We start from the raw sequence: 25707 nt of genomic DNA on the forward strand, positions 1-25707 counted from the left end.
TACGGTTCTGTGGCGGGTACGTATTCACCCGCCTATATCGCGGGTTTATATACGCGGGGGTCGAACGATCCGGGGATGATCGACCAGTGTCTCGCGGTCGAGTTCCGGGTGACGGGCAACGACTGCCCGGTCGCGCGAGCGTCGGAAGCGGCCGCGACGACAGTCGATGCGCGGCCGCCACAGCTCCGTGCTGACGGCAACGCGCTGGTCCACTGCAGCGGCCCCGCCGACTCTGGCGTCGCCGAGGCGCTCGACGACGACGACCGCGTCCGCTACCTCCACGTCGCGCGGGCGAACGGTCGCGAGACGTATCGCTGCCTGTCGAAGGCCCCCTGCGTGGTCCACGAACTGACGAACGCGGGCTTTCTCGCGGAGTCGATCCGGTACCGCGACGGCGAGGAGTTCTACAGCGGCGCCGTCGTCGGGCGCGAGGTCCTGCAGGGCGTGCTCGAAGCGGCCGGCGACGCCGTCGGCGTCACCATCGAGCGGGCCACGCCCCTCGGCCCGGACGGCGAACCGTCCGTCTCGGCCCACTGGAATCTCACGCCAGCGCAGGTCGCAGCCGTCGAAGTCGGCCTGGAGACCGGGTACTTCGCGGTGCCCAGAGAGGCGACGGCCTCCGACGCCGCGGCCGAACTCGGGATCAGCAAGTCGGCCTTTCTCGAACGCGTCCACCGGGCACAGGCGTCGATTTTCGGCCAGATATTCGGATGATGCCCGTCGCTTTCGTCGTCGCGGTTTCCGGGCGTACTCGTGGCCGTAAACCGGAAATCGCTATATCGATTCCCGGCAGTCCCCATGTGAACGCGGTGCGTTCGCCGTGCGCTCGCCGTGCGTTCGCCGTGCGCTCGCCGTGCGTTCGCCGTGCGCTCGCCATACGGACCGCCACGCTCGCGTCGACGGCGTGCGACAGCCAGAAACAAACCGATCGTTTGTGATCGTTCAACGAACGATAGTTGGTCGGGGGTTCGATAACATATATCATGCAGCGTGGCTTACGCCGTGCTATGGCTTCTCCTGAGCCCACGGGCGAGTGGTGGGCCGCGGAGCAGTCCTACACCGACGAGGTCGTCGGGACGGACACGCTCGCGGCGATGTACGAGGCCGCGGCCGACCGGTACGCCCAGGCCACGGCCCAGCGGTACAAAGGCAGCGTCTACGACCGTTCGCTCACACCGGAGGTCATCCCGGCGGCACCGCCCGGGGAGTTCACCGACATCACGTACATGGAGATGCGATCCGTCGTCCGCCGGCTCGCCGCCGGGTTCCGCGACCTCGGCGTCGAGGCGGGCGACCGCGTGGCGATCCTCGCCGAGACCAGGATGGAGTGGGCGCTCGCCGACTTCGCGGTCCTCGCGGCCGGCGGCGTCGTGACGACGGTCTACACGGACTCCTCGCCGAAACAGGTCCGCTACCTGCTCGACGACCCGGACGCGACGGGCGTCGTCGCCGGCGACGAGTCGCTCCTCGAACGCGTCCAGGAGGTCGAAGACGACCTCGATCTCTCCTTCTCGGTCGTCATGGACGAGTGCGCCCCGGACGGTCCGGCCGCCGACCGCGACGACGTGCTGACGCTGGCCGAACTACACGACCGCGGCGACGAGACCTTCGACCTGGAGTCCTACGAGAGCTGGATCGCCGAGCGCGATCCCGACGATCTGGCGAGCATCATCTACACGTCGGGGACGACCGGCCAGCCCAAGGGCGTGCGGCTCACTCACCGCAACTTCCGGTCGAACGTCAACCAGTGCCGCAAGCGGATGGGGCCGCGCCCGGACAAGGAGGACGTCCCGGTGCTCGACGACGACTCCAGGTCGATCTCTTTTCTCCCACTCGCGCACGTTTTCGAGCGCCTCTCGGGTCACTTTCTGATGTTCGCGTCGGGCGCGGCGGTCGGCTACGCGGAGAGCCCGGACACCCTCCCCGAGGACCTCGAACTGCTCCGGCCGACCTCCGGCGCCAGCGTGCCTCGCGTGTACGAGCGTATCTTCGACAACATGCGCGAACAGGCCAGCGACTCCGCCGCGAAAGAGCGGATCTTCGAGTGGGCGGTGGACGTGGCACGCGACTACGCACGCGCCGACGAACCGGGACTCGGGCTGCGGGCGAAACACGCGGTCGCCGACCGGCTCGTCTACTCGACGGTCAAGGAACGCCTCGGCGGCGAGGTCGAGTTCCTCGTCAGCGGCGGCGGCAGCCTCAGCGAGGAACTCGCGCAGATGTTCCTCGGCATGGGGATCCCCGTCGTCGAGGGGTACGGCCTCACCGAGACGTCGCCGGTCATCTCCGTTAACCCGCCGGAGGCGATCCGTCCGGGGACGATGGGTCCCCCCGTCGTCGACGTCGACGCGCGCGTCGACGAGTCCGCCGTCGGCCCGGACCAGTTCCCCGAGGCAGCGGGCCCGGTCGGCGAACTGGAAGTCGATGGCCCGAACGTGACCGAGGGCTACTGGAACGCACCGGGCGAAACCGAGGCGGCGTTCACCGAGGACGGGTACTTCCGGACGGGCGACATCGTCGAGGTCACCCCCGAGGGGTACCTCCGCTACAAGGACAGGCTGAAACAGCTGGTCGTGCTCTCGACGGGGAAGAACGTCGCGCCGGGACCGATCGAGGACCGGTTCGCCACCAGCGACCGCGTCGACCAGCTGATGGTCGTCGGCGACGAGCGCAAGTTCATCGGCGCCGTCGTGGTGCCCAACTTCGAGGCGCTGCGCCGCTGGGCGGACCGCGAGGGCATCGACCTGCCCGACGACGACGAGGCCGTCTGTCGCGACGAGCGCGTCCGCGAGTGGGTCGGCGAGGCCATCGAGGAGGTCAACGCGGACCTGGAACGCGTCGAGCGGATCAAGCAGTTCGAACTCGTCTCCCGGGAGTGGACCGCCGAGAACGACCTGCTCACCCCCTCGATGAAGAAGAAACGGCGGAACATCCGCCACGTCCACGACGACGCCATCGAGCGGATCTACGAGGAGCCGCGGGCACAGGCGGACTGACCGCAGCGGTCGACCGGCGGTGGTTCTCGGTGGGTGCGTCAGACGGAGCGATGACGTAACCGCTTTGCCGGATGCACGCGCAGTGGCCCCTATGACACCGAGCGGCGGGCGATACGACGCGATCGTCCTGGGGGTCGGGGGCGTCGGGAGCGCGGCGACGTACCACCTCGCGCGGCGAGGCGCCGACGTGCTGGGACTGGAACGGTTCGACGTGCCCCACGCCCGCGGCTCGTCGCACGGCCGCACGAGACTCCTCCAGCGGCTGCTCGACGTCGAGCCCGCCACGATGGCGCTGGCCGACCGCGCACACGAGGGGTGGCGCGACCTCGAACGCGAGACCGGGACCGACCTGTTGACCGACACCGGGTCGCTCGCAGTCGCCGTCGGGGGCGAAGAACCTGTGGACAGCGCCCGACGCGCGTGCGAGCGCCACGACCTCGCGTTCGACACGCTCACCGGCGCCGAACTGGCCGAGCGCTTTCCGGCCTACCAGTTCCCCGACGGGGCCCAGGCGCTCTACCAGCCAGACGGCGCGGTCGTCGCCTCCGAGCGCGGCGTCGTGGCCCACGTCTCCGCGGCGCTCTCGGAGGGCGCGACGGTGCAGGCACGCGAACGGGTCGTCGACTGGTCGCGGACAGCCGAGGGCGTGCGCGTCGACACCGACCGCGACTCGTACCTGGCGGACCGACTCGTCGTGACCGCCGGCCCCTGGGCCGCCCAGTCGGTCGACGCCCTCGACGGCGTTCTCGAGCCCTGTCGCCACGCGACCGCCTGGTTCGCGCCGAGCGCCGGCCCACGGGTGAACCACGACGCCGAAGTCCGGGACGGTGCGGACGAAGCGGACCGGGGTAGCGCCGATTCCGAGACCGAGGGAGCGGTCGATGGTTCCCCCGAAGTCGTCCGGACCGACGGCGATCCCGTGCCGCCGTTCGTCGCGACCGTCGAGGGCGAGAACTACTACGGCGTGCCCGGGGTGTACCTGCCGGGGATGAAGTTCGGCCGTGCGGACTTCCGACCGACCGACCCGGACAATCTCGCGGAGCCGACGCAGGCCGACGAGCGGCCGCTCCGAGCGTTCGCGGACAGCTACGTCCCCGGCGCGGCGGGGTCGACGCTCCGACTCGACACCGGGCTGGTCACCAACTCCCCCGACGGCCAGTTCGTCGTCGACACGCTGGCGGAGGGGCGCGTCGCCGTCGCCGCCGGGCTCTCGGGTCGGGGGTACAAGTTCGCGCCCGCGCTGGGAGCGGTGCTCGCGGACCTGACCCTCGACGGCGAGACCGACGCGGACGTCTCGGCGTTCGGGCTCGACCGGTTCGCGTAGCTCAGTTCTCGCTCGCCGGCGGCGAACTCCCGTCATCGGCCGCGACGTCGTCCGCGCCGTCGCCGTCGACGGCGCCGACCGGGTCGCCGTCGTCCCGCACCGAGCCGCCGAACCGCGCGCCGCTCACGTTCGACGCCCCCGTGTGATCTGCGGTGTCGGACCGGAACTCGTAGCGAGTCTCACCGTCGAGGACGACGTACGTCGACGAATTTACGTCCTCGATCACGCGCCGGTCCGAGTCGATCGCGACGTCGACCAGGTCTTCGAGCGAGTCGAGGGTGACGACGCGGTCCTCGTCCCCGGGCGGGAGGTGACCGACGGAGATCCACTCGTCGAACGAGTCGCGCTCGCGCTGGACGGCGATGGCGGACGCGACGCGACTCGGCACGTCGAGACGGCCGGTCCGGTCCGTCCACACGAGCGCGGCGACACCGGCGACGCCGAGGAGAGCGATCAGGATCGACCCGTACTCGCGGACGGGATCGGCCTCCACGGGCACCGAGACCGATTCGCTGACTGGTTTCTGTGCGGGGCCCGACGCGTTGACCGAGACGTCGTAGGTCCCCTGTTCGGGCGAAATTTCGATCTGTTCGGTCCGTTCGTCGACCAGTCGGTCTCCCTCCAGCGTCGTCACTGCCTCGGTCTCGGCCACGATCACTACTTCGATCCGACCGCGGACTGTCTGGAGATCCTCACGGGCTGCTCGTCCGTATTCGATGCGTTCGGTGACGTTCGCCTGGAACGGAACTCGATGAGCACCGTCGGCGGGCACCGAGGCGGTGTCCGCGGACGCGAGCGGTTCGGTTTCGCGCCAGAGCACGCCACCGTTCGAGTCTCGAGTTACGGCACGGACGACGAGCGTCAGGTCGGTGGTGACGCGGGCAGTGTCAGCATCGCCGCCGTGTTCGTACCGGTAGGTGCCGTTGAGGACCGGGGTGACCGAACTGAAGTACGTCGAGCGATTGCGGAGGAGTTCGCCCCGGTCGAACGGGCGTGCGTCCCGCTGGACGACGGCGGCGTGGTCGAAGCCGCTGTCGGTAGTCCACGTCGCGACGACTCGCTGTTCGGTCGTCGTGTCCGGCCCGGTGTGGGCGCCGACGGCGACGACGGCGCCGCCCACCGCGAGGAGCAGGCAGAGTCCAACGGCGAGCACGAAGTGGGACGAACAGACGTGTCGCACCCTGTCGGCGGTCGTCGGCCCGTCCTCGGCAGTCATCGTCATCCGTATCTCACGGCCCGGCTAAAAGAGGTGACGGTCGCCCGGGTCACGGCTGGAGCCGTTTGTCGAGTTCGCTCCCATCGTCGAAGTACAGGGTGATGTCGACCGTATCGCCGTTTTTCTTCATCTTGGCGCTCTTCCCGTCGGCGTCCTTGAATCGATCGAACCGAAACGTCAGCGTCTGTCCCTGGTCGAGGGCCACGTCCGCCGTGAAGTCCCGGCGGGTGTCCGAATCCGGGGCGTCGCTGTCGACCGGAATCGGCGCGTTCACCACCGACCCGTACCCGGCCACGAACAGGACGTCGCCGCCCGCGACTTCGACTGCCGCCGGATTGCTCGTCCGTCGGATCCCGATGCCCACGAGCGTCACGTCTATGCTGCCGGTGTTCTCGAGCTCGAACTCGTACTTGCCGCTGTTGCCCACCGAGGTGACGTTCGCGGTGACGTCGACTTGACCGGCCTGTGAGCGCGTCTCCACGTCGCGCTGGAACGTGATCGAGCCGACGACGTCACCGGCCGAACCGAGCAGGTCCGCCTCGAACGTGACTGGCGTCGTACCGTCGGAGAGCACGTCGACGCGCACGTCCGCACCTGCCGACAGAGCGAACGTGGGGGCCGCGCCGTCGGCGTTTCCGTCGTCCCCGACGTCGAACTCGACGCCGCCGTCCGCCGACGAGAGCGTCACCGACACGTCGTGGCCGGTCCGGTTGGTCACCAGCGGAACGGTGTCGGCGTCGTCGATGTTCTCGACCGAGAGCAGCGCGGTCGCGTCGGTAGTCGTGCCGAAGTTGACCGTCCGATCGGCGGTGAGGGTGGTCGCCGCATTCGTGTCCGCAAGCGCGAGAGCCGCACCGCTGGTCAGCAGTCCCAGCGCCGCGCGTCGAATCACAGTTCGCCGTTCCATTGCGTCGCCTGTCGGTGCCGTCCGCACGGCTTCCGCGCCGCACGTCGGGCCCACCCGGCCCGGGCCGGCGGCACCGTACTTGAACGTAGATGGAAATCCCACCTTAAGTAACCACTGGTTCCGGTAGCCCGCGAGATACGGCGAGAAACCGCGAGGAGGGCGGTTCGGAGGGGCTTTCTCTCGTTCAGAAAAGACGGAAGTTTACCAATATCTTTTTCATGGAGTATGTCAGTATGAGTAGTAACCGCCTAACAGGTGGGTGTGGACAACGATGAAAATGAACCGACGGAACGTACTGGTAGGTATCGGCACTGCCGCGGTGGGTAGCGGCGCCGCGCTGGGGAGCGGGGCGCTGACGTCAGTGAGCGCATCGCGTGATCTGAACATCACGACGGTTGACGACAACAACGGTGCGAACGTGGGATTGGTCGCTGATTCCCCTCTGGTCGGAACGACGACCGGGAACAACGGACAGACTATCCTGCAGATCGATCTGAATTCGCTAAACGACGACGCGACGACGACACTGTCGCCAGCGTTCACCATCACGAATAATCTCGGCGAAGCGGTCGGTGTACGCATTCAGGGCGCTCCGGCGGACGTCACTATCGAGTCGAACAACAACGGCCACAACCTCAAGTCCTGGCCCGCATCGGGAGACGATCACTCGCTCACCTCCGGTGGAAGCGTGAGTGTCGACCTGATAATCGACACCAGCTCGGTGAGTGACTCGGACAATACGATCACGATCGAGGCCAGTACGGCCCAGTCTGCCTGATAGGCGGGCGACACTGACCTCGACTCGAAAACCGGGAGCGAACGATTCGCTCGGAGCACCACCCGGGAGCCGCGGTGCGCGGAACGCGAGCGACTGCGCCTGGGCCGTTAGCAGAGCATGTTAGTAGTATTCCATCGGCGCCGGCGGATAGCGTGCGCGAGCGGCGCGTACGGTGGGTGACCGATGTCGGGTCGTCTCTTCGTCTTCGTCGTCCTCGTCGTCGCGTCCGGGGCCGTCGTCTCGACAGGCGCCTTCACCGGGGGCGACGAGGCCGTCCGTGGCGTCTATCTGAACCCCGCGGACTCGGAGAACGGCGACCGGTACGCCGAGATGGACGCGAACGGCGAGCTCGTCATCGAACTCACGGACCTGAACTCGCGAGCGACGACGGTCGTCGACTCGGTGTTCAACGTCTCCACGTCGCTGGACGGGGCCGAGGTGTGGGTCGAGACCGCCTCGCCGGCGGTGACCGTCTATCGGATGGACACTCGCGGGTCGATCGGCAGCAAGCCGAACGCGGTCGCGATGTCCGCCGGCGAGACGTTCACCGCGGGTATCCGCGTCGACAGCGGCGTGTCCGCGCCATTGACGGTCGATCTGACGGTCAAAGCGGTGGTTCCGACTGCGACGCCCACGGCGACGACCGCGTCGCCGGACCCGACGGCCCGGTCGGCTGGCGGTTCGGGCGACGACGATACGCCGAACACGCGGCGCCCGGTGACGACGAGCGAGCCTCCGACGCCGACGCCGACCCAGTCACCGACGTCGACGCCGACGCAGTCACCGACGACGGTGCCACCCGACGACGGGACGACCGTCCCCGACGACGGAACCGAGACACCCACCGCGACTACCGAGCGCGAGGGGTCCGCGACGTCGGTCCCCCCGGCGACCACCCAGCCGGTCGCGGAGGAACGGTCGCCGGACGGGCCGTCGACGACAGCCGGGACGACTCCGGGGACCAGCGGCTTCCCGTTCTCCCTGCTCGGTGGTCTCCTGGCCGCGCTCGTCGGGCTGCCCCTGCTGTTCTGGGGGCTCGGATGGCTTCGCGACTCGCCCGCGTTAGTAGTGACCGTCGACAGCGCTGCCGGACTCCGCGTCTCGCCGGGTTCGGGCGACGAAGACCGGTACGGCGTCGCCGAGGGGACCGTCTCCTTCGCGTTCACGGAGACAGAGTCGTGGTCGTCGAGGTCGGAGGACGACGCGACGGTCTTCGCGGACGTCGTCACCCTCTCGAATGCGTCGGAGGAGTCTCTCGTCGTCGCGCTCGCGACGGACGAGACGCCTGACGATGTCCGGTTGCTGGTCGGCGGGGACGCAGTCCTGGCCGAGGGGATGGAGATGGAGCCCGGCGCCGAGCTGGGCCTCAGTGTCGCGTTCCCGGCCCGATTCGACCCCGACGAGGACGTCACTGTGGGCTTCGAGGCGCGGCCGCCCACGGAGTGACGACGTCGCGGGCGGGACGCCGTTCCGCGGCGGGGCGCGGCCCGCGGCGGGCTGGCACGGCACTGAAACGCTTTTACTGGGGGCTATCGAATCGGTGACTCGTGTCATTCCGGTCGCTGGCCGCCCGGTTCGGCGAACTGCTGGTGGCGGCGGCAGTCGTCGCGCTCGTCGTCGGCGCCGTCCTCGGCCAGCCGGTCCTCTTCGGGTTCGTCGAGACGGGGAGCATGGCGCCCACGCTGAACCCCGGTGACGGCTTCGTCGCGGTGCCCACCGCGGTCGCCGGGGACGTCCAGGAGGGCGACGTCGTCGTCTTCAGGGCGCAGAACCTCCAGGGCGGCGGCCTGACGACTCACCGCGTGGTCGGGGAGACCGATGCGGGCTACATCACCAAAGGTGACGCCAACCCGTTCACCGACCAGGACGGCGTCGAGCCGGCGGTGACCGAGGACCAGATCGTCGCGAAAGCGCTCTCGGTCGGCGACACAGTCGTCGCTATCCCGTATCTCGGCGTCGCCGTCGTCGCAATCCGCGGCGTCGTCCAGGCGGCGCAGGGGACCATCGCGCAAGCGCTCGGCATGGACGAATCGGCCGGATCCAACGGCGCCGGCGTGTTCCTCGTCACTCTCGGGGTCGTGCTCTTCGTCCTGACGGCGGTCCAGGAATCGCTGGCCGGTCCCCGCCGCGAACGGACCCGATCGCGGAACAGACCTGCCGTCGTCGATACGCGCAAACTCGCGGCGGTGTTCCTCCTGGTCGTTCTCGTCCCGGCCAACACCGCGATGCTGGTCCCGTCGGCGACCCACGACATCGCCATCGAGGGCGACGTGGTCGACGGCAGCGACGAGTTCGTCCCCGGCGAACCCGCCACCTGGGAGTACCGCTACACCAACTACGGTGTGGTGCCGCTGGCGTTCGCGTTCGAGTCGACCGCGGGGAACGTGACCGTCCCGGACAGCCCGCGCGTGCTCTGGGGGAGCGGGAACGCCTCCGTCTCGGTCTCGATGGTGACACCGCCGCCGGGCGAGCGCGCCACCGGGCAGATCCGGGAGTACCGGTACCTGCTGGTCTTACCCCCGCCGGTCGTCGGCGCGCTCCACGACGTGCATCCCGCGCTCGCGTTGCTCGCGGTCAACGTGGTACTGGTGCTCGCGGTCCTGTTCGTCAGCGGTCGCCTCCTCGGGTTCGGGCCACTCCGATTGCGCTGGGGCAGCGGCGTGTCCGTTCGCACCCGGATCAGGCGCCGGTTCGGGTAGCGACACCTAGAGGGGGACGAGCAGCCACTTCTGGTTGGGAATCGCGGTGGAGCCCTTCCAGGGCCACTGGATGACGTCCCCGCCGGGTGCCGTGCTCTCTCCCTCGACGTCCATCGCGAGTCCGCTCGCCTCGTTCTCGAACCGGTAGCTGCCGTCGTCGTTCAGCGTGGGATCCCAGCGTCGATCGTCGTTCCCGTTCCAGTTTCGGAGTGTGAGCGTGGCTCCCTGTCCACTCGAGCCGTCCCGTACGCCGATGACGTCCCCGTACCTGACGTTCTCGAACCGGAGCGTCCCGTCCCCGTTTTCGCGGACGATCCACTGCTGGTCGTTGCTCCCGTCGTAGGTCTCCTGTTCGACGTTGTAGTAGATCTCTACTCCGTTGTTGATTTCCCACGCGAAAACCGCACCGAGAGACAGCCCGCTGTGGACGTTCTCGATGCGATACGTCTGGCCGTCTTCGGGCGGAATCTCGATGGTCCGTGAGAACTCGATGCGTCCGGTTTCGGTGCTCCCGTCGAGCAGGTCCCCCTCGAACTGCACGTCGTCGCTGTTGGCGCCGTCCGGACTGAACTGGACGGTCTGGGAGCTCCCGGCGGCGAGCTGGAACGTCCACTCGGTGTCGCTGCCGCCGCTCTCGATCCGGAAGTTCGACGTCGTGACGGTGACCTCCAGCGTCGCGTCCGTGTTGTTCACGACGGAGATCTCGTCGCCCGGGCTCGTTCCGATACCGTCGATCCCGAGGTAGGCGTTCGGATCGCTCACGACGCTCATATCTGCCGGTCGCGACACCGAGAGGTTCGTGGCGGCGAAGGTCCGCGACGCGACGACGAGCGCACCGCTCCCTATCAGTCCGAGCGCTGCCCGTCGGCTGGTCGTCCTTCGTTTTCCCATCCACGCCCACCTCCGACCGACCGCGAGGGTCGATTCGGCTTCAGATGCCCACTACGGTCGTTTCCTACATAAATCGGCACTGCGTTTTACAGGCGCTGAAAACACCGGCCGGAACCGGTGCGGCAGGACCCGCTCGGCGGTCGACCGTCAGGCCAGCCACTCGTCGGGCTTGGTGTCGTAGTCGATGTCGTCGGCGGCGAGGTGGTCGACGGCGTCCCACGGGAGTTCCTCGACGGTCACCTCGTCACCGTCGTAGCGGATCAATCGCCCGACCTCCTCGGGTTCGGGCTCGCGGTCGCGCCGTTTGGCGACCTCCACGTCGTGCTCGTCGAACTCCTTGACGATGGTCTTGAGGTTCACGGGCCGGCCCCAGAGTTCGAACACGCGTTCGAGGACGTCCTTGGCCTGTCCGAGGTCGAGCATGACGCCGTTGTACTGGTGGGCCAGCAGGAGTTCGTTGCGGTTGTTGTAGTTGCCGTCCTCGACGACGACGGTGGGCTTGCCGAAGTTGGTGAACTGCAGCATCAGCTTCTTCTTCACGTCGCGGTAGTCCACCGAGGTGACGCGGTAGTCGCCGGTCGACTGGGTGTACTCGTAGGTGAAGTACTCGTTCTCGTCGACGAACTCCTGGGTGAGGAACTCGTCGAGGAAGGTGACGTCGTTGTGGCTCTCGCGGATCTCCCGCATCCGGTCCCAGCCGCGGGCGTAGTCGATGTCCGCGAGGGCGTCTTCGACCGACGCGTACCGCGAATCGTCGAACATGTACCGCGAGACGCGCTCCAGTTCCTCCTGGCTGACCCGCGAGACGAAGCCGCGGTTCTGGGGCTTGGTGAGCGAGTAGTGGCGCTCGGCCAGCCCCTCGTAGGTGAGCACCTTCCAGGGGTAGGCCTCGACGTCGATCTCGCCCGATCGGGCGTCGTCGAGCGCCTCCGCATCGATCCGCGGGTCCTCGGAGTCCAGACTGTCGAGGTGAGTGACCACGGACGCGACCTCGGGGTCGGGTTCGATCAGATCGACCACCTGCCCGAAGTCGACGGTGTCGTGGAAGTTGCGCCAGGTGACGCCCTCGACGCGGAGCAGGCGCTCGACGACCTCGCGGCGGTTGGTGGCGTTCTCGACGTACTGCCAGATCTCCAGGCCGAGTTTGTAGGGGTTGAGCCCGGAGGAGCCGAGCACCTTCGCCATGTGGTCGGCGTAGAGGACGAACTCGTCGTCGCCGGCGAACGTCTCGCCGGTCATCATCGCCGACTCCCAGTAGGCGGCCCACCCCTCGTTCATCACCTTCGTCATCTTCTGGGGCGCGAAGTAGTAGGCCTCGCGCCGGAGCATCTCCAGGATCTCCTTCTGCCAGTCCTCCATCTCGTCGGCCCTGGCGGCGTCCTCGTCGTAGCGCATGCCGTGTTTGCGGAGGAACCCGAGCACGTCCTTCTCCGGCTCGGCGGGGAAGGTGACGCCCTCCTCGTCGTCGCTCTGGGCTTCCAGCCACTCCTCGGTGAACACCTGCCCCTTCACCTCGTCGGACAGATCGAGCTCCTCGAGCTGTTCGGCGACGTCGGCGGTGTCGCGCTCGTCGATCAGGTCGATCCGGGTGTCGATGGGCTCGTAGGGGACGTGCTGGTCGATGTTGTCCTCCAGCGTGAGGACGTGGTCGATCCACTTCTCGACCTCGCCGCGGTCGATCTCGGGGTCGGTCATGAACGCCTCGATGGCATCGGCGTGCCGGGCGAGCATGGCCGCGGCGTTGGGGTTCCGGGCGAACATGCCGAACCACTCGTTGTTCGCGAAGAAGTCGGCGTGGGCCTCGACGTGGGTGATGACCGCCTTCTGGTCGGCCAGGGTGTTCGACTCCTGGAGGAAGGCGTGGCTCGGGTCGTCGTTGTTGACGATCTCGAAGGCCTTGCCGCCGAGGAACTGCCCCTGTTTCTGCTGGCGGTCGTACTGCATGCCCCACCGCCAGTGGGGGTAGCGGCGCTGGAACCCGCCGTAGGCGATGAGCTCGTTCATCTCGTCGTAGTCGACGATCCAGTAGTTCACCTCGTAGGGGTCCAGGCCGAACTTGCGGGCGAGGTTGCCCGCCTCGTCGACGGGCTCCTCGAGGTCGGCGGCGATGCGCTGGGCCTCGATCCGGTCGCTCATCGGTCTGCTCATTGTGCTTCCTCCTCGGTGCTGAGGATCTCGTAGATGGCGTCGACCACGTCGTCCGGGCTGGAGACGTAGGCGACGGCCACGTCGTCGGCGTCGCGGAAGTTCCGCTCGACCTCCTCGGCGTGGGTCGCGTTGATCGCGTTCCCGCTCGGCTGGGTCTCCACGTAGGCGTGGAGGTTCGCCGGGATCTGCTCCATCAGCGGGACGACGTACTCCTCGGTGTCGTTGGAAGAGTTCTCCGAGTCGCCCGCCGCGAACACGTACCGGTTCCACTCGCTCCACGGGTACTCCTCCAGGAGTTCCGCGGCGAGTTCGTACGCGCTGGAGATGCGGGTCCCGCCACCGGAGCGGATGCCGAAGAACTCGTCGCGTTCGACCTCCCAGGCGTCGGCGTCGTGGGCGATGTAGACGAACTCGGCGTTGTCGTACTTGCCCTGGAGGTACCAGTCCAGCGGCGTGAACGTCCGCTCGACGAGTTCGCGCTTCTTCTGGCGCATCGAGCCGGACACGTCGCGGATGTTGACGACGACGACGTTCTTCTCGCGCTCCTCGACGATCTCGGGGTAGCGGTAGCGTTCGTCCTCGCGGCGGAAGGGCACTTCTTCGATCCCCTCCCGGCGGATGCGCTGGGCGGTGTCGACCCGCTCCGTGTTGGCCTCCATCTCCTCGAGGCTGGCCCAGGTCGTCTTCTCGCCGGCGGGGATCTCGTCGTAGGCCTCGTCGATCCAGGCCCGGGAGACGGGCATGTTCTCGCCGCGGGCCCACTCGAAGACCTTCGCCGGCCCCCAGCCGTCGATCTTCAGGGCCTCGCGGACGTAGTCGCGGTCGAAGTCCATCGCCAGCTTGCGCTTGAGCCCCTGCTTGAACAGCCGCTCGAAGTCCAGCGTCGACGTGGGGCCCGAGCGCGTGATGTCCGTGAAGTCGCCCTCCGTCTCCTCGATGACCTTCTTGCCCTTGGGATCGAGGTCGAGACCGAGTTGCTCGTCTAGCTCCTGGGCGAACTCCTCGGGGTCCATCTCGTAGTACTCGTGGTCGGCGCCCTCCTCGCCGGGGTCACCGTCGTCGTCGCCGTCGTCGCCCGGCTGGGGCTCGGCCTCGACGGGGTCGCCCTCTTCGGCGTCGCCCTGGCCGACGCCGCCCTTGTCGCGCTGGTCGTACGCGAACTCCGGGAGGTCGACGATCTTGATCGGGACGCGCACGGAGTCCGGGCGGCTCTGGCCCAGGTCGCCGTACTGGATGAACTCCGCGAGGTCCTGCCGGCGGTTCTCGCCGACCTCGCGGTAGCGCTCCAGGTCGTCTCTCAGTCCCATCGTTCACCTCGGGCGCTCGCCGCCCGGCGTCGCGTCGGCGGCGTGGGCGCGGTTTTCAGTCCCATTTGTAACTCACCTGGCTCATGACGTGGCGGCTGGTCAGCTCGGCCGACGCTTCGCTGTAGTCGAACATGTCCTGCATGTTCTCGACCGTCTTCGCCTTCAGATCGGCCGTCTCGGTGCCGCTCGGGGGTTCGTCCCACTGGCGCGGGTCGAAGTCCTCGTAGGCGCGTTTCACGTCGTCCCACGAGTGGCTCCCGAGCACCGTCTGGATGACGGGTATCTCCTTGGGGGAGACGTCCTCGACGCGGAACTCCTCGTCGCGGCGCTGCCAGGCGTGGCGGTTGAGCGCGGTGATGATCTTGTCCTCGCGGAACCCCTCGACGGCCTCGCCGGGCAGGTTGCCGGCGTAGTCGTCCTCGTCGAACCGGCCGAGGTGCTCGATCTCGAAGACCTTCATCTTCAGCGGGTCCGGGGCGACGTACTCGCCGCGGTCGTTCTCGATCCGCTCGTCGGTCGACCACGCGTAGACGTGCTCGATGTACTCCTCGACGGTCTCCTCGTCGACGCGCTTGTCGCGCATCATCGCGTCGAGCACGTCGCCCTCCTGCTGGCCGAAGACGTGGTTTTTCACTGGAACCACGCGCTCCTCGAAGTCCGCCGCCTCGGCGTTCGAGAACACCGGTGCCGTCGAGAGGTCCTCGGCCATCGCGTTGAGGATGTCGCGCGGCATCACGACGTGTTCGACCGACAGGTCGCCGTGGTGGCGGTCCTGCTCGGTGTGGAAGAGATCGGCGATCACGTCTCGGGTGAACGTCACCGGGATGCCGTGGCTCCCGTCGGAGCCGCCGTCGGTGAACTCGAAGTCGTCGGCGTCGATCCGCTCGTCGCCCTCCTGGAGGTAGCCCCGGTCGAACAGCAGGGCCTTGTCCACGAGGTCGTGGCCGTTGGGCAGGTCGCTCACGTCGAGGCGCGTCACGACCGCGTAGAGGGCGGCCGCTTCGAGCGCGTGGGGTGCCAGCTCCTTCGCGTTGACCTCGTCGTTCTCGTCGCGGACGTGGACCGTCAGCGGCTCCTGGATCCACTCCTCCAGTTCGCCCCAGGAGTCGGCGTCCCACACCTCCGTCTCGTCTGTCAGCTCCCGGCGGAGCAGTTCGGTCTCCAGCGAGAGGTTGGTGAGGTAGGTGAACTCGTGTTTGTCGAGTCGGCGCTTGAGCGCCTTCAGCGGGTCCTGGCCCTCGCGGTCGGCGTGCTGGTTGAGCTGCGCTTCGAGGTCGGGGTTGGAGATGATGATCAGCTGCGTGTCGATGTCCATCCCGATGCCCTTGTCCAGCTTGACGGACCTCTCGTCGGGGACGTTCAGCAGCTTCTGGAGCAGGTCGGCGTGCTGGGCGGCGTCCTCGACGACGGTGAGGAGGCCGTTGCCCTGCGAGAGCACGCCGTCGAAGCTGAACGCCTGCGGGTTCTTGCGTCCCCGCGAATCGAGCTCCTGGAGCATCCCGCGCATCCACGAGCCGACCAGCCGCTCTTTGGGCGGGCCGTCGTCCTCGGAGTGGAGGACGCCGATGCCCTGGCCAACGTCGACGACGTAGTTCTTGACGCGCAGGTGCTGCGGATCCGTGATCGCCGAGAACAGCTCCTCGACGCCCTCGCGGCGGTAGTTCTCTTCGAGGTACTCGTAGGCCTCACGGCAGAACGGGTCGAGTCGGCCCTCGACGCGGACCGGGATGTGGTCGTCGAGGTTCTCGTTGAGGCGGGCGACCAGATCCTCGCGCACGTCTTCGGGGAAGACCGTGAGCGGATGGGACTGGACGGGGCTCTCGTACCAGTCGTCCTCGTCGGCGACCGGTTCGTCGGCGTAGGTGAGGCCGGCGCCGCCGCTGCCGGCGCCGGCGACGTTCCACTCGACGGTGTAGCGGCGGCCCTCGTCGGTCTTGGAGTACTCGCGCAGCCCGTTGATGAGACAGCGCTTGAGCTCCGATTTCCCGGTCGCCGTGGGACCGTCGAGCCAGACGATCTTCTCGTCTTTGCCGCGGCCGGCGGCGATCGACCGCAGGTCGTCGACGAAGGCGTTGAGCACCTCGGTGTTGCCGAGGATGGCGTGCTCGCCGTCGTTGTGCGGGTCGTCGAAGAAGCGGTAGCGCTCCTTCTGGTCGCCCTCCTCGATGACCGTGCGGGTCCCCGCGGCCTCGATGGCGCTGAGCAGGTACTTCGAGGCGTGGGCGGCCAGCGCGGGTTCGTCGAGGACGAGGTCGACGTACTCGGCGAGGCTCCGCGGCGCCTCGTAGGTGCGGTCGAGCGATCGGTCGGCCTCGCCGATGAAGTCGTGACCGCTCATATCAGTCTTCCATCTCGCTCTTTGCGACCTCCGCACCGGCGAACTCTAGCACCTCCCGCGCCCCCTCTTCGGAGTAGCCCTGCTCGATGAGCGCGTCGATCCACTGGTTGCGCTCGTCGTCGTCCATCTCGCCGCTCGACACCAGCGCCGAGAAGTTGATGTTGTGCTTCTTGTCCTCCCAGAGCTTGCGTTCGAGGGCGCGGCGCAGGCGGTCGTTGTCCTGCGGGTTGAACGTGTCCCCTTCGCGGGCGCGCCGGCTGACCCAGTTCGACACTTCCTGGCGGAAGTCGTCCTTGCGGTCCTCGGGCAGGTCGAGTTTCTCCTCGACGCTGCGGAGGAACTGCTCGTCCGGTTCCTGCTCGCGGCCCGTGATCTCGTCCTCGACGGTGTCGTCGTCGATGTACGCCATCACGTGGTCCATGTACTTCTCGCCCTGGCGCTGGATCTCGTCGACGTCGTAGGCCAGCGCGTGACGCACGTCCTCGATGGCCCGCTCCTTGTACTCCTCGCGGACGAGTTCGAGGTAGCGGTGGTAGGTCTCGAACCGGTCTTCGGGGATGGAGCCGTGGTTCTCGATGTTGGCTTCGAGGTGGTTGAACGTCGTCAGCGGCGAGAGGAAGTCGCGCGAGCGGTGCATCGAGTCCATGATCGCCTCGGCGATCTCGTCGCCGATGAACCGCGGGGAGACGCCCTCCATGCCCTCGCCGATCTCGGCCTTCTCGGCGGCCTCGTCGCGGAGCTTCTTCACGTCGATGTCCTCGGCCTCGTCGATCTCGCCGTTGTAGGCCTTGGCCTTCTGGACGAGCGTGACGTTGCCGGTGTCGGGCTCCTCGATGCGGGTGAGGACGCCGAACAGGCCCGCCATCTCCAGGGTGTGGGGCTCGACGATGATGTCGGGGAGGTCGGCGTTGTTCAGCATCTTCCGGTAGATCTTCGCCTCCTCCTCGTACTGCAGGACGTAGGGGAAGTCGATCCGCTTCGTCCGGTCGTTGAACGCCTCCATCTTCTCGTCGCCCTTCTTGTCCTTGTACTCGGGCATGTTCGTCCGCCCGACGATCACCTGGTCGATGTCGATCCGGGGGTTGTTCTTGGGCTTGATCGTCTGTTCCTGCGTGGCGTGCAGGAAGTCGTAGAGGAACTCGCGCTGGAGCTTCAGCAGCTCCTCGCCGGAGAATATCCCCCGGTTGGCGTTACAGAACGCCCCCGAGTAGTCGAACGCCCGCGGGTCGCTTTCGCCGTAGACGGCGATCTTCGAGTAGTTGACGTCCCCCGTGAGTTCGGTCTCGTCCTGGTTTTTCTTGTCTTTGGGCTCGAACGTCTCGATGGCCTGTCGCATGTTCTCGTCGGCGACGAGGCGGACGATCTCGACGTGATTCTCCAGCACCTGCTGGAGGTCGTCGTCGTAGTGGGCGAGCAGGCGGTCCATGTAGAACTCGCTGGCCGGGTCCAGGGCCTGCTCGTTGCGGATGGTGTAGGGCGCGTCGAGCTCCTCGTTGATGTCCTCGATGACCCGGTCGCGCTGGTCCTGCGGGAGCAAGACCATGGGGTCCTGGTTCATCGGGGAGCGGACGGTGTCGTCGGAGGGGTCCTGGTCCGGGATGACGTCGCAGAGGTTCGTCCACCGGAAGGTGTACATCCGGCCCTCGTTCGAGCGGGTGTAGTCCTCGTAGTAGCGCCGGACCTGGCGGTCGAAGTCGGACTTCCCCGACCCGACCGGGCCGAGGAGGAGCTTGATGCGTTTCTGCGGGCCGAGCCCGCGAGCGCCGGATTTCACCTTGTTGACGAACTCGTGGATCGACTCGTGGACGATCCGTCCGTAGAAGGTGTTCTCACCGTCGTTCAGTGGGTCTTCCGAGGCGAGTTTGTACTCGACGACGCCGGCGTCCTCGTCGTACTCGGTGCCGTAGTAGTCGAACATGTCGGCAACGCGCTGGTGGGCGTTGCGGGCGATCGTGGGCTCGTCGTAGAGCTGATCGAGGTACGCCGAGAACGACCGATGCTCTCGGAGGTCCGCAGGGATCGTGTCTCTGTACTCTCGACTCAGCTCTTCGAGGGTTTCCTGTGTCATGCTATCACGGACAGTTCACGTCGAACTGTGGTGCCGCCAGCGCGCTTCGGCTGACGGACGCGACCGGCGAGCGGCCGCGGTTTCGTGTCTCGGTGCGTCGCCCCCGGGACCGTCCGCCCGGCACCTCGTCGTCGCTGACAACAGGGGACCGCCGGAACCGCCGGGGCGAGTGTTCGAATGGCATGTGTGAACACGCAACTTCCGGGAATCGCGCGGGCGACCCTCGGACAGTAGCGACAGCGTACCGTGGAGCAACCACCGATACTATTTATCATATGAGGTCTGGTCACTGATAAGCCTTTCCGCGGTACGGGCACTCACGGCTGTTTATTTCGAAATTTTCTTGTCGAAAATAGTTGTAGGGAGAGAGATTCGTGTGGATCGTCCACACGGGGGCGCCGCTTGCTATATAAACGTCCGCCGATTCGCGGGCGTCCAGCCCGTCTCGCCGGCGCTTTCCCGTGTGGGTTGTTGTCGATTACCAACGTGACGTCGTGCGAGAGCCGGTCAATGCCTCGGTGCGCGAAAGCCCCGGCCGGTTCGACGGCCCCGTCTGCACCGAGTGCCATCTGCACCAAGTCGCGTCGGTGGCGAGTACCGTCTGCATCGAGCCCCTCTGCGCCGGCCCGTCCCGGACACCGATCCCCGTCGGACGCCGACCGCGGCACTCTTGGCCTGGGGACGTCCACTTACGGGTATGGCATTCGAGGGGCTCGACGACGACTGGGTGGTCTGGTCGGAGGAGCGCCACAAGGCCGTCCTGGCGTACCGGCCCGACGTGTTCGACAGCGACGCGTTTCCGGCGCCCTGTCTCCCCACCGTCTACCTCACCAAGGGCCGGCGGCGACGCCACCCGGGCGACCAGACCCGGCCCGACGACCCGTGGTTCGTGACGCTCTACCTGGAACCGGAGGTCAATCGCCCGGAGGACCGGTACGACTCCCGCGAAGAGGCGCAGGCGGGTGCCGTCGAACTGGCAGGCCGCTTCGCCGCCGGCGACGTCGACTACCGCTCGCTCTACCAGGTCCCGCGCGAGGCGTACTTCGAGAAACTCGACGAGCTCACCGGCCGCGGGGAGTGAGCCGAACCCTATCGCCGTTGGGGACGAGAGATTCTCGTGGTCCTCGGTTTTCTACGCCGCGGCGGAGCCGGGAAACTTAATCCGCGTCGGCGACAAGTCGCGGATATGTCGACGCTCACGCTCGTCGGGTCGCGGCTCGCCGAACCCGGCCAGGAGTTCGTCTACCGCGGCGAGTCGAGCGCCTGCGAGGGCTGCCCGTACCGCGACCAGTGTCTCAATCTCGTCGAGGGCCGCCGCTACCGGGTGGAGTCGCTCCGGGAGAACGGGAGCACGCTCGACTGCGCCGTCCACGACGCCGGCGTCGTGGCCGTCGAGGTCGAACCCGCGTCGGTCCGCGCCAACGTCGCCAGTTCGAGCGCGTACGCCGGGAGCAAGGTGTCGCTCGAAGGCCCCTGTCCGCACACCGACTGCCCGAGCCACGAGTACTGCGAACCCGAGGGCGTCGAGTTCGACGACGAGCGGACCATCCAGACCGTCGTCGGCGACCCGCCCCACGACTTCTGCGCGCTCGACCGGGACCTGACGACGGTCGTCTTCGAAGCCGACGAAAGCTGAGTGCGCGGCCGGAGGGCGGCGTGGCCGGCGTGATCTACGACGGAGACTGCGGCGATTCAGCCCGACAGCGTGCCGACGCGCTCTGCGGTGTAGCCGAACACGTCCTCGTAGCCGTAGGCCGAGAGCAACACCGGGTGAAAGTCGCTGTCGGCGAGGACGGCCTCGCCGTCGGCGGCGGCGATCTTCTCGCCCGCGAGCACCTCCTCGAAGTTGTCGACGAACACTTCGTATTCCTCCGCGGCGACCTTCGGCACGGGGTCCCCTAACCTGAAGACGGGCAGGTCGGTCTGGTGCGGCGTCCGCTCGTCGGGCAACGCGCCGGTCGCCGCGAGGAACTCTCGGGTGACCTGCCGGGCGTTCCGCGCCGCTTGCTTCGACCCCTGGTACCCGCACTCGACCTCGATAGTGTCGGGCGCCACCTCGAAGATCCGCCCCTCCGCGTGACCGGTCTCGACCACGGCGTCGACCGACAGTCGGGGACAGACTTCGCGGGCGAGGTCGCGGATCTCGTCGACCAGCGCGAACATCCCCTCGTAGGAGTGCGTGGTGTGGAGCGCGAGCGTCAGGCAGTCGCCGACTTCCTCGCCGAGGGCGTGGGCCAGCCTGACTTCGTGGCTCTGCCCGTCGGCCCGCCCGGGAAACGAGCGGTTCAGGTCCGCCTCGACGTACCGGACGCCGCGTTCGATGGCCTCCTCGTTGGCGAGGACGAGTTTCACCGGTTTCGCGACGTCCGGTCGCGTCTCCATGAAGTGCTCGACCGCCTCGACGCCGGCGGGTTCGTCGCCGTGGATCCCGCCGACGACGGCGATCTCTGGCTCTCCGTCGCCCAGCGTCTCGACTCGCATCGATCCGTGGTACCGGTTTGGCCCCTATAGATGGACCGCTTTCGCCCGTGACTGGGACGCTCGAGGGCGCGACCGGCCGTCGACTCCCCGCCCGCTCCCGTCCCGACCGCGACGGACGACGAACGCCGGCGGACTCACCGTTGATAACCGCTCGAACACGTTTATGAGGGAGTTCTCGAAAGCACGGGTACCAACGAGGGGTTCGCCGGACACGTCGGTCGAGCGGCAGGCGGACCACCGTTTCGGGACGTGACTCACAGATGTTCGAACGCAGATCCGACGGCAAGGCACAGGTCGGTATCGGAACGCTCGTCGTCTTCATCGCGATGGTCCTGGTCGCTGCGATCGCGGCCGGTGTCCTGATCAACACGGCCGGGTTCCTCCAGACGAAATCTTCGCAGACGGGCCAGGACTCCAGCGATCAGGTGACCGACCGGATAGACATCGCGCCGAAGTCGGGCGCGGTCGGGATGGTCGACGGCAAGGAGGTCATCGGACGCGTGAACGTCACCGTCCATGCGAACCCGGGCGCGGGGAACGTCGACCTCCGCAACGTCACCGTCCAGTGGCTCGATCCGAGCGGCGTCTACCACGTCACTCACTACCGGGTCGACGCGGGCGACGCCGACTTCGCGGCGACGGCGCTGAAGGACGCGGACGACTCGCTCCCGGTTCTCAACGACCCGGACGACAGGTTCATCCTGACGTTCGACACCGGAGGGGATCCGACGAACGTGACGATGGCGACGAGCGACGGCACGGTCAACGTCGACGAGACCGACGAACCGCTCGGAGAGGGCAGCACCGTCCGGATCAAACTGTCGACGAAGTCCGGCGCGACTACCCAGACCACCGTCACCGTCCCGGAGACCCTGAGCGGGTACGAGGCCGTGCAGCTCTGACCTGGCCCGGTTCTCCGTTCGACGGCCGTCAATGTTCCAGCGACTCGGCGTACGCGAAGTCCCGATCGTCGGCGACCGGTCGTTCGCCGTCCAGCGGGATCTGCCACCCCCGCAGGACCGACGGGTCGTCGAGCGCGTCGGCCAGCGTCGCCCTGACCTCCCGGAGGTCGACGCCGTAGTAGTCCTCGGGGACGCCCTGGAGGTACTGCAGCGCCGTGCGAAAGAGCGAGCGCATCCCGTCGTCGTTCTCGAAGTCGAAGTGCTTGTACGCGCCGGCGGCGACCTGCACCATCCCGTGGAGGAACTTGCTCTCGGTCGACCCGCGGCCGTAGTTGTACCACTCGTCCTCGAAGCAGTCGTGTGATTCGTGGAACTCGCCGGCGTTGAAGAGGGCGACGCCGTGGACGACCGCGCGCCGGAGCGTCCCGTGTTCCCACCCGTTGGACGCGCCGCGGTCGGCCCGCCAGCCGGCGGGATCACCGGTGGTTGGCGGCCCGACGTCGTAGTCCCGGGTGTGTTCGTCCATCACTCACCTCTCCGGGCGCCCGACGTGTAATCCCGTCGGTGCGACCGGCAGTCGGCCCGTCCGTGCAACTGTCCGTCGGCCCGACGGTGGGTCAGGCAACGCGAGCGCGGTCCCGGGAGCGCGGTTCCGCGGTTGTTAACACAGCCGCCGTCCACACGTGAGCCATGGACGCAGCGTTCGAACACGAAGTCGACGTCCGCTACCGGGATTTCGACACGTTCGGTCACGTCAACAACGTCGTGTACGGGACCTACTGCGAGCAGGCCCGCGTCGCGTACATCGAGGAGGTACTCGGTGTGGACGACATCGACGAGTTCTCCGCCGTCGTCGTCTCGCTGAACGTCGACTTCCGGTCGTCGGTGACCGAGCCGTCCACCGTCGACGTGGGAATCGAGGTGACCAGCCTCGGCGAGTCGAGTTTCACGATGGCCTACGAACTCCGACAGGACGGGGCTCTCGTCGCCGAGGCCGAGACGACGCAAGTGTTCGTCGACCCCGAGACGCGCGAATCGCGACCGATCCCGCCCGAACTGCGCGAGCGCATCCACGACTTCGAAGACCTGGACGGGTGAGGTCGATTGCCGAAATCTGGACGGGTGAGGTCGATTGCCGAAATCTGGACGGGTGAGGTCGACTGCCGATCTTTGGGCGGGTGAGATCGGTTGCCGAGACCTAGACGGGTGAGGTCACGGGGCGGCGGTCTCAAACGGTGTCGTCGGGGTCGTAGGCCTCGGCCATCCGCGCGGCCTCGGTGGCGTACCGCTCACGCTCCTCGGGGTCGGTGACGGCGCCGAGATTGTTCGGCGAGACGTCCACCGCGGCGGTCGTCTCCCGGACGTCGTTCGTGAAACTCGTCAGTGCGCGCTCTTTCCGGAAGTAACGCTCCCCGTCGGGCGTCGCGTACACGAGGATGATGATGTTCTGCTCGTCGTCGGAGTACGTGCGTTCGACGAGCCAGACCTGCACCGTTTCGTCGGCGTCGGCAGTCTCGCCGGCCTCGGCAGTCTCGTCGGTTCCATCGGTCTCGTCGGCCTGGTCGCTCTCGTCAACCGAGTCGAGTCCGTCCGTCTCCGCCTGTGAGGGGGGTTCGTCCGCGTCGCTATCCATACGCGAATCTACGTCCGCGGCGGGGATAGGTGTTCGCCGCCGACGAGTTCGACAGCGGTTCTCGCGGCGTCGGTCGCCCCGGCGAACGCCGCGGGAGCGCGAACTCGGGGAGTCCGGACTCAGGTGCCCTGCGGGTCGGGCCGTTCGCCGATAGTCACGTCGACCTGTTCGACCTGGCCGTCGCGGAGGACGGTCATCTCGACGGTCTGGCCGGGTTCGGTGTTGAGGACGAGGTAGGTGCCGAGGTCCTCACCGGTCTCGATCTGCTCCCCGTCGACCGCCAGGATCACGTCGCCGCCGATCGGGACGTCGGGCTCCGTCGTTTCGTCGACGCCCGTGGCGCCTTGCAACACGCCGCTGGCCGGTCCGCCTTCGGCGGTGGAGACAACCATGATACCGGTCGTCTGGTTGAGGTCGTTGGCGTCGGCGACCGCGGGCGTGACGGGCGTCGTTCGCACGCCGAGGAAGGGGTATTCGAACTCGCCCTCGGCGACGAGTTCGGGAACCACCCGCTCGATGATCGACGCGGAGACGGCGAAACCGATGTTCTCGGCGCCTTGACGGGCGATCCCGGCGGTGTTGACGCCGACGACGTCGCCGTCACAGGCGACCAGCGGGCCGCCGGAGTTGCCGGGGCTGATCGGTGCGTCCGTCTGGACGACGTTGGGGATGGAGAAGCCGCGGTCGGTCGGCAGCGACCGGTTCACCCCGCTGACGATGCCGTGGGTGATCGTCTCTTCGAGGCCGAGCGGGTTACCGAGCGCGGCCACTTTCTCGCCGTGGTCGGGATCGGAGTCGGCGACCGAGAGCCCCTCGACGTAGGCGGGGGCGTCCGAGACGTTCACGACCGCGAGGTCGGCGTAGGTGCTCCGACCGACGATCGTCCCGGTTCGGTACTCGCCGCGCTCGAACTGGATCTCGACGGTGTCCGCGCCGCTGACGACGTGCGCGTTCGTGACGATGTACGCGCTTCCCGCCGCGCTCACTTCGTCGGTTGTGTTCGCGGCGTCGGTCTCGTTCACGCCGCCGGTGGCGTTCGTGACGTCGTAGACGAAACCGGACCCCTGTCCGGAGACCGTCCGAACCGAGACGACCGATCCGATGGTGTCGTCGAACAGCGACTCGTAGTCACAGGCGGTCTGTTGCTGGGCGTCCTGAGACCGTTCGGTCTGTGGCGACAGGTCGCCCGCGGGCACGCCGAGCGCCATCGCGCCGCCGACGCTCGTCACCGTGAGCAGTGCGGTCAGTGCTACAGCGATAGTTGTCCGTTGCATCGTCCGCGTGTTGCCCGCGGTGGACGGAAGAGTCCCACAACGGTTTAGCTGGTTTTGCGCAGTCAACCACCGGCTACGTGACCGTTCGGAGGTGGCTACCAGCGCCGACGGTTCGACCGCATCCGATAAGTACGGCGTACTCCCGGCAAGCAGCGGGGGCGGCGGCGATACCGTAGCCTATTCAAACGCGTCAGTCGAACCGGTATCTGCGTGCGAGGGTAGCCAAGCCTGGAAACGGCGGCGGACTCAAGATCCGCTCCCGTAGGGGTCCAAGGGTTCAAATCCCTTCCCTCGCACTGTGTGGCCCACGCGGCCCCTCGCAAACAGTGCAGGAAGCCCGCGGAACGAGGCCGGCCATCGGTCGGCCTTGATGTGAACGGTGTTGCGCCGTGATCGGAGCGGTCTTCCCTCGCAAACTTCTGCCAAACGTCCCCACGAGGTGCGCGACTGTCCAGAAATCCGGCAGACGGGGGCAAGTTTATGACATTTCGGGCCGGATATTGGGTATGGCAACGGACGACACGGCCCAGGACCCGCTGCACGTGCCACCGCTAGAGCATACTGCCTTCTTCGACATCGACGCCAGGGACGGCTACGTGCGCATCGACCAGTCGTGGGGCGACCAGACGCTCTACACGCCGGAAGAGGCCCGCGACATCGCCGAGTCCATCATCGAGATGGCCGACGAGGCAGAGGGTTCGGAGTAACCGACTGCAATCGAAAGAGTGTGTTCAGTGCGGCGTGC

The 25707-nt window shown here is 67.4% G+C and carries 22 protein-coding genes and 1 tRNA gene; 12 read left to right on the forward strand and 11 right to left on the reverse strand.

The window, feature by feature from the left end; translation table 11 throughout:
- The first annotated feature begins 75 nt into the window (after positions 1 to 75).
- The 3 genes from ACMGFE_RS05350 (at position 76) to ACMGFE_RS05360 (ending at position 4320) form a co-directional block, all read left to right on the forward strand.
- Positions 76 to 714 carry a helix-turn-helix domain-containing protein gene (locus ACMGFE_RS05350; protein WP_436924043.1) on the forward strand — a complete coding sequence of 213 codons (639 nt, stop codon included), beginning with the start codon at positions 76 to 78 and terminating at the stop codon, positions 712 to 714.
- A 293-nt stretch (positions 715 to 1007) separates the two neighbouring features.
- On the forward strand, positions 1008 to 2996 hold the full coding sequence (locus ACMGFE_RS05355; protein ID WP_436924044.1) for an AMP-dependent synthetase/ligase: 1989 nt from the start codon (positions 1008 to 1010) through the stop codon (positions 2994 to 2996).
- Positions 2997 to 3087: 91 nt separating this feature from the next.
- Positions 3088 to 4320: an FAD-dependent oxidoreductase gene (locus ACMGFE_RS05360; protein ID WP_436924045.1), complete on the forward strand. Its 1233-nt coding sequence runs from the start codon at positions 3088 to 3090 to the stop codon at positions 4318 to 4320.
- Position 4321: 1 nt separating this feature from the next.
- Here ACMGFE_RS05360 and ACMGFE_RS05365 read toward each other — a convergent pair whose 3' ends face one another.
- Both ACMGFE_RS05365 and ACMGFE_RS05370 read right to left on the reverse strand, forming a co-directional pair.
- Complete coding sequence (locus ACMGFE_RS05365) at positions 4322 to 5536, reverse strand: DUF5305 domain-containing protein (RefSeq protein ID WP_436924046.1); 1215 nt, start codon at positions 5534 to 5536, stop codon at positions 4322 to 4324.
- 49 nt (positions 5537 to 5585) lie between these two features.
- Positions 5586 to 6443: a hypothetical protein gene (locus ACMGFE_RS05370; protein ID WP_436924047.1), complete on the reverse strand. Its 858-nt coding sequence runs from the start codon at positions 6441 to 6443 to the stop codon at positions 5586 to 5588.
- 259 nt (positions 6444 to 6702) lie between these two features.
- Between ACMGFE_RS05370 and ACMGFE_RS05375 the strand changes: the two genes are divergently transcribed.
- The 3 genes from ACMGFE_RS05375 (at position 6703) to ACMGFE_RS05385 (ending at position 9920) form a co-directional block, all read left to right on the forward strand.
- Positions 6703 to 7221, forward strand: coding sequence for a hypothetical protein (locus ACMGFE_RS05375; RefSeq protein WP_436924048.1), 519 nt, complete (start codon positions 6703 to 6705; stop codon positions 7219 to 7221).
- Positions 7222 to 7404: 183 nt separating this feature from the next.
- The gene (locus ACMGFE_RS05380; protein ID WP_436924049.1) at positions 7405 to 8667 is read left to right on the forward strand and encodes a hypothetical protein; all 1263 of its coding nucleotides are present in this window, start codon (positions 7405 to 7407) and stop codon (positions 8665 to 8667) included.
- A gap of 101 nt (positions 8668 to 8768) precedes the next feature.
- Positions 8769 to 9920: a signal peptidase I gene (locus ACMGFE_RS05385; protein ID WP_436924050.1), complete on the forward strand. Its 1152-nt coding sequence runs from the start codon at positions 8769 to 8771 to the stop codon at positions 9918 to 9920.
- A gap of 6 nt (positions 9921 to 9926) precedes the next feature.
- Here the strand turns inward: ACMGFE_RS05385 and ACMGFE_RS05390 are convergent, their stop codons facing one another.
- From ACMGFE_RS05390 to ACMGFE_RS05410, 5 genes are all read right to left on the reverse strand, one after another.
- Complete coding sequence (locus ACMGFE_RS05390) at positions 9927 to 10811, reverse strand: RICIN domain-containing protein (protein ID WP_436924051.1); 885 nt, start codon at positions 10809 to 10811, stop codon at positions 9927 to 9929.
- Between the two features lie 147 nt (positions 10812 to 10958).
- Complete coding sequence (locus ACMGFE_RS05395) at positions 10959 to 12947, reverse strand: SpoVR family protein (protein WP_436925150.1); 1989 nt, start codon at positions 12945 to 12947, stop codon at positions 10959 to 10961.
- A gap of 8 nt (positions 12948 to 12955) precedes the next feature.
- The gene (locus ACMGFE_RS05400) at positions 12956 to 14266 is read right to left on the reverse strand and encodes a YeaH/YhbH family protein (RefSeq protein WP_436924052.1); all 1311 of its coding nucleotides are present in this window, start codon (positions 14264 to 14266) and stop codon (positions 12956 to 12958) included.
- A gap of 55 nt (positions 14267 to 14321) precedes the next feature.
- Positions 14322 to 16604, reverse strand: coding sequence for a PrkA family serine protein kinase (locus ACMGFE_RS05405; RefSeq protein ID WP_436924053.1), 2283 nt, complete (start codon positions 16602 to 16604; stop codon positions 14322 to 14324).
- 1 nt (position 16605) lies between these two features.
- Positions 16606 to 18672: a PrkA family serine protein kinase gene (locus ACMGFE_RS05410; RefSeq protein ID WP_436924054.1), complete on the reverse strand. Its 2067-nt coding sequence runs from the start codon at positions 18670 to 18672 to the stop codon at positions 16606 to 16608.
- A gap of 697 nt (positions 18673 to 19369) precedes the next feature.
- Here ACMGFE_RS05410 and ACMGFE_RS05415 point away from each other — a divergent pair.
- Complete coding sequence (locus ACMGFE_RS05415) at positions 19370 to 19753, forward strand: DUF5820 family protein (protein WP_436924055.1); 384 nt, start codon at positions 19370 to 19372, stop codon at positions 19751 to 19753.
- A 105-nt stretch (positions 19754 to 19858) separates the two neighbouring features.
- Entirely contained in the window at positions 19859 to 20308 is a 450-nt protein-coding gene (locus ACMGFE_RS05420; RefSeq protein ID WP_436924056.1) for a UPF0179 family protein, read from the forward strand.
- Positions 20309 to 20364: 56 nt separating this feature from the next.
- On the opposite strand, the gene ACMGFE_RS05425 is transcribed toward ACMGFE_RS05420, so the two are convergent.
- Positions 20365 to 21153, reverse strand: coding sequence for a M14 family metallopeptidase (locus tag ACMGFE_RS05425; protein ID WP_436924057.1), 789 nt, complete (start codon positions 21151 to 21153; stop codon positions 20365 to 20367).
- Positions 21154 to 21413: 260 nt separating this feature from the next.
- Here ACMGFE_RS05425 and ACMGFE_RS05430 point away from each other — a divergent pair, with 260 nt between their 5' ends.
- Positions 21414 to 22055 carry a flagellin gene (locus ACMGFE_RS05430; protein WP_436924058.1) on the forward strand — a complete coding sequence of 214 codons (642 nt, stop codon included), beginning with the start codon at positions 21414 to 21416 and terminating at the stop codon, positions 22053 to 22055.
- A 28-nt stretch (positions 22056 to 22083) separates the two neighbouring features.
- On the opposite strand, the gene ACMGFE_RS05435 is transcribed toward ACMGFE_RS05430, so the two are convergent.
- On the reverse strand, positions 22084 to 22581 hold the full coding sequence (locus ACMGFE_RS05435) for a DUF309 domain-containing protein (protein ID WP_436924059.1): 498 nt from the start codon (positions 22579 to 22581) through the stop codon (positions 22084 to 22086).
- A gap of 164 nt (positions 22582 to 22745) precedes the next feature.
- Here ACMGFE_RS05435 and ACMGFE_RS05440 point away from each other — a divergent pair, with 164 nt between their 5' ends.
- The gene (locus ACMGFE_RS05440) at positions 22746 to 23153 is read left to right on the forward strand and encodes an acyl-CoA thioesterase (RefSeq protein ID WP_436924060.1); all 408 of its coding nucleotides are present in this window, start codon (positions 22746 to 22748) and stop codon (positions 23151 to 23153) included.
- Between the two features lie 130 nt (positions 23154 to 23283).
- On the opposite strand, the gene ACMGFE_RS05445 is transcribed toward ACMGFE_RS05440, so the two are convergent.
- Positions 23284 to 23547 (reverse strand): DUF7967 family protein, encoded by a 264-nt coding sequence (locus tag ACMGFE_RS05445; protein WP_436925151.1) that lies wholly within the window; start codon positions 23545 to 23547, stop codon positions 23284 to 23286.
- A gap of 260 nt (positions 23548 to 23807) precedes the next feature.
- Entirely contained in the window at positions 23808 to 24962 is a 1155-nt protein-coding gene (locus tag ACMGFE_RS05450; protein ID WP_436924061.1) for a S1C family serine protease, read from the reverse strand.
- A 212-nt stretch (positions 24963 to 25174) separates the two neighbouring features.
- Here ACMGFE_RS05450 and ACMGFE_RS05455 point away from each other — a divergent pair.
- Positions 25175 to 25258 (forward strand) — tRNA-Leu (locus ACMGFE_RS05455).
- Positions 25259 to 25468: 210 nt separating this feature from the next.
- Complete coding sequence (locus ACMGFE_RS05460; RefSeq protein WP_436924062.1) at positions 25469 to 25669, forward strand: hypothetical protein; 201 nt, start codon at positions 25469 to 25471, stop codon at positions 25667 to 25669.
- The last annotated feature ends 38 nt before the right edge of the window (positions 25670 to 25707 follow it).

It is taken from the genome of Halosimplex amylolyticum, assembly GCF_051414035.1.
Taxonomy (GTDB): domain Archaea; phylum Halobacteriota; class Halobacteria; order Halobacteriales; family Haloarculaceae; genus Halosimplex; species Halosimplex amylolyticum.

Coding starts and splice junctions, on each gene's coding strand:
- ACMGFE_RS05350 (WP_436924043.1), top strand. CDS start 76: ATGATCGACCAGTGTCTCGCGGTCGAGTTCCGGGTGACGGGCAACGAC.
- ACMGFE_RS05355 (WP_436924044.1), top strand. CDS start 1,008: ATGGCTTCTCCTGAGCCCACGGGCGAGTGGTGGGCCGCGGAGCAGTCC.
- ACMGFE_RS05360 (WP_436924045.1), top strand. CDS start 3,088: ATGACACCGAGCGGCGGGCGATACGACGCGATCGTCCTGGGGGTCGGG.
- ACMGFE_RS05365 (WP_436924046.1), bottom strand. CDS start 5,536: ATGACTGCCGAGGACGGGCCGACGACCGCCGACAGGGTGCGACACGTC.
- ACMGFE_RS05370 (WP_436924047.1), bottom strand. CDS start 6,443: ATGGAACGGCGAACTGTGATTCGACGCGCGGCGCTGGGACTGCTGACC.
- ACMGFE_RS05380 (WP_436924049.1), top strand. CDS start 7,405: ATGTCGGGTCGTCTCTTCGTCTTCGTCGTCCTCGTCGTCGCGTCCGGG.
- ACMGFE_RS05390 (WP_436924051.1), bottom strand. CDS start 10,811: ATGGGAAAACGAAGGACGACCAGCCGACGGGCAGCGCTCGGACTGATA.
- ACMGFE_RS05395 (WP_436925150.1), bottom strand. CDS start 12,947: ATGAGCGACCGGATCGAGGCCCAGCGCATCGCCGCCGACCTCGAGGAG.
- ACMGFE_RS05400 (WP_436924052.1), bottom strand. CDS start 14,266: ATGGGACTGAGAGACGACCTGGAGCGCTACCGCGAGGTCGGCGAGAAC.
- ACMGFE_RS05405 (WP_436924053.1), bottom strand. CDS start 16,604: ATGAGCGGTCACGACTTCATCGGCGAGGCCGACCGATCGCTCGACCGC.
- ACMGFE_RS05410 (WP_436924054.1), bottom strand. CDS start 18,672: ATGACACAGGAAACCCTCGAAGAGCTGAGTCGAGAGTACAGAGACACG.
- ACMGFE_RS05415 (WP_436924055.1), top strand. CDS start 19,370: ATGGCATTCGAGGGGCTCGACGACGACTGGGTGGTCTGGTCGGAGGAG.
- ACMGFE_RS05420 (WP_436924056.1), top strand. CDS start 19,859: ATGTCGACGCTCACGCTCGTCGGGTCGCGGCTCGCCGAACCCGGCCAG.
- ACMGFE_RS05425 (WP_436924057.1), bottom strand. CDS start 21,153: ATGCGAGTCGAGACGCTGGGCGACGGAGAGCCAGAGATCGCCGTCGTC.
- ACMGFE_RS05430 (WP_436924058.1), top strand. CDS start 21,414: ATGTTCGAACGCAGATCCGACGGCAAGGCACAGGTCGGTATCGGAACG.
- ACMGFE_RS05435 (WP_436924059.1), bottom strand. CDS start 22,581: ATGGACGAACACACCCGGGACTACGACGTCGGGCCGCCAACCACCGGT.
- ACMGFE_RS05440 (WP_436924060.1), top strand. CDS start 22,746: ATGGACGCAGCGTTCGAACACGAAGTCGACGTCCGCTACCGGGATTTC.
- ACMGFE_RS05450 (WP_436924061.1), bottom strand. CDS start 24,962: ATGCAACGGACAACTATCGCTGTAGCACTGACCGCACTGCTCACGGTG.
- ACMGFE_RS05460 (WP_436924062.1), top strand. CDS start 25,469: ATGGCAACGGACGACACGGCCCAGGACCCGCTGCACGTGCCACCGCTA.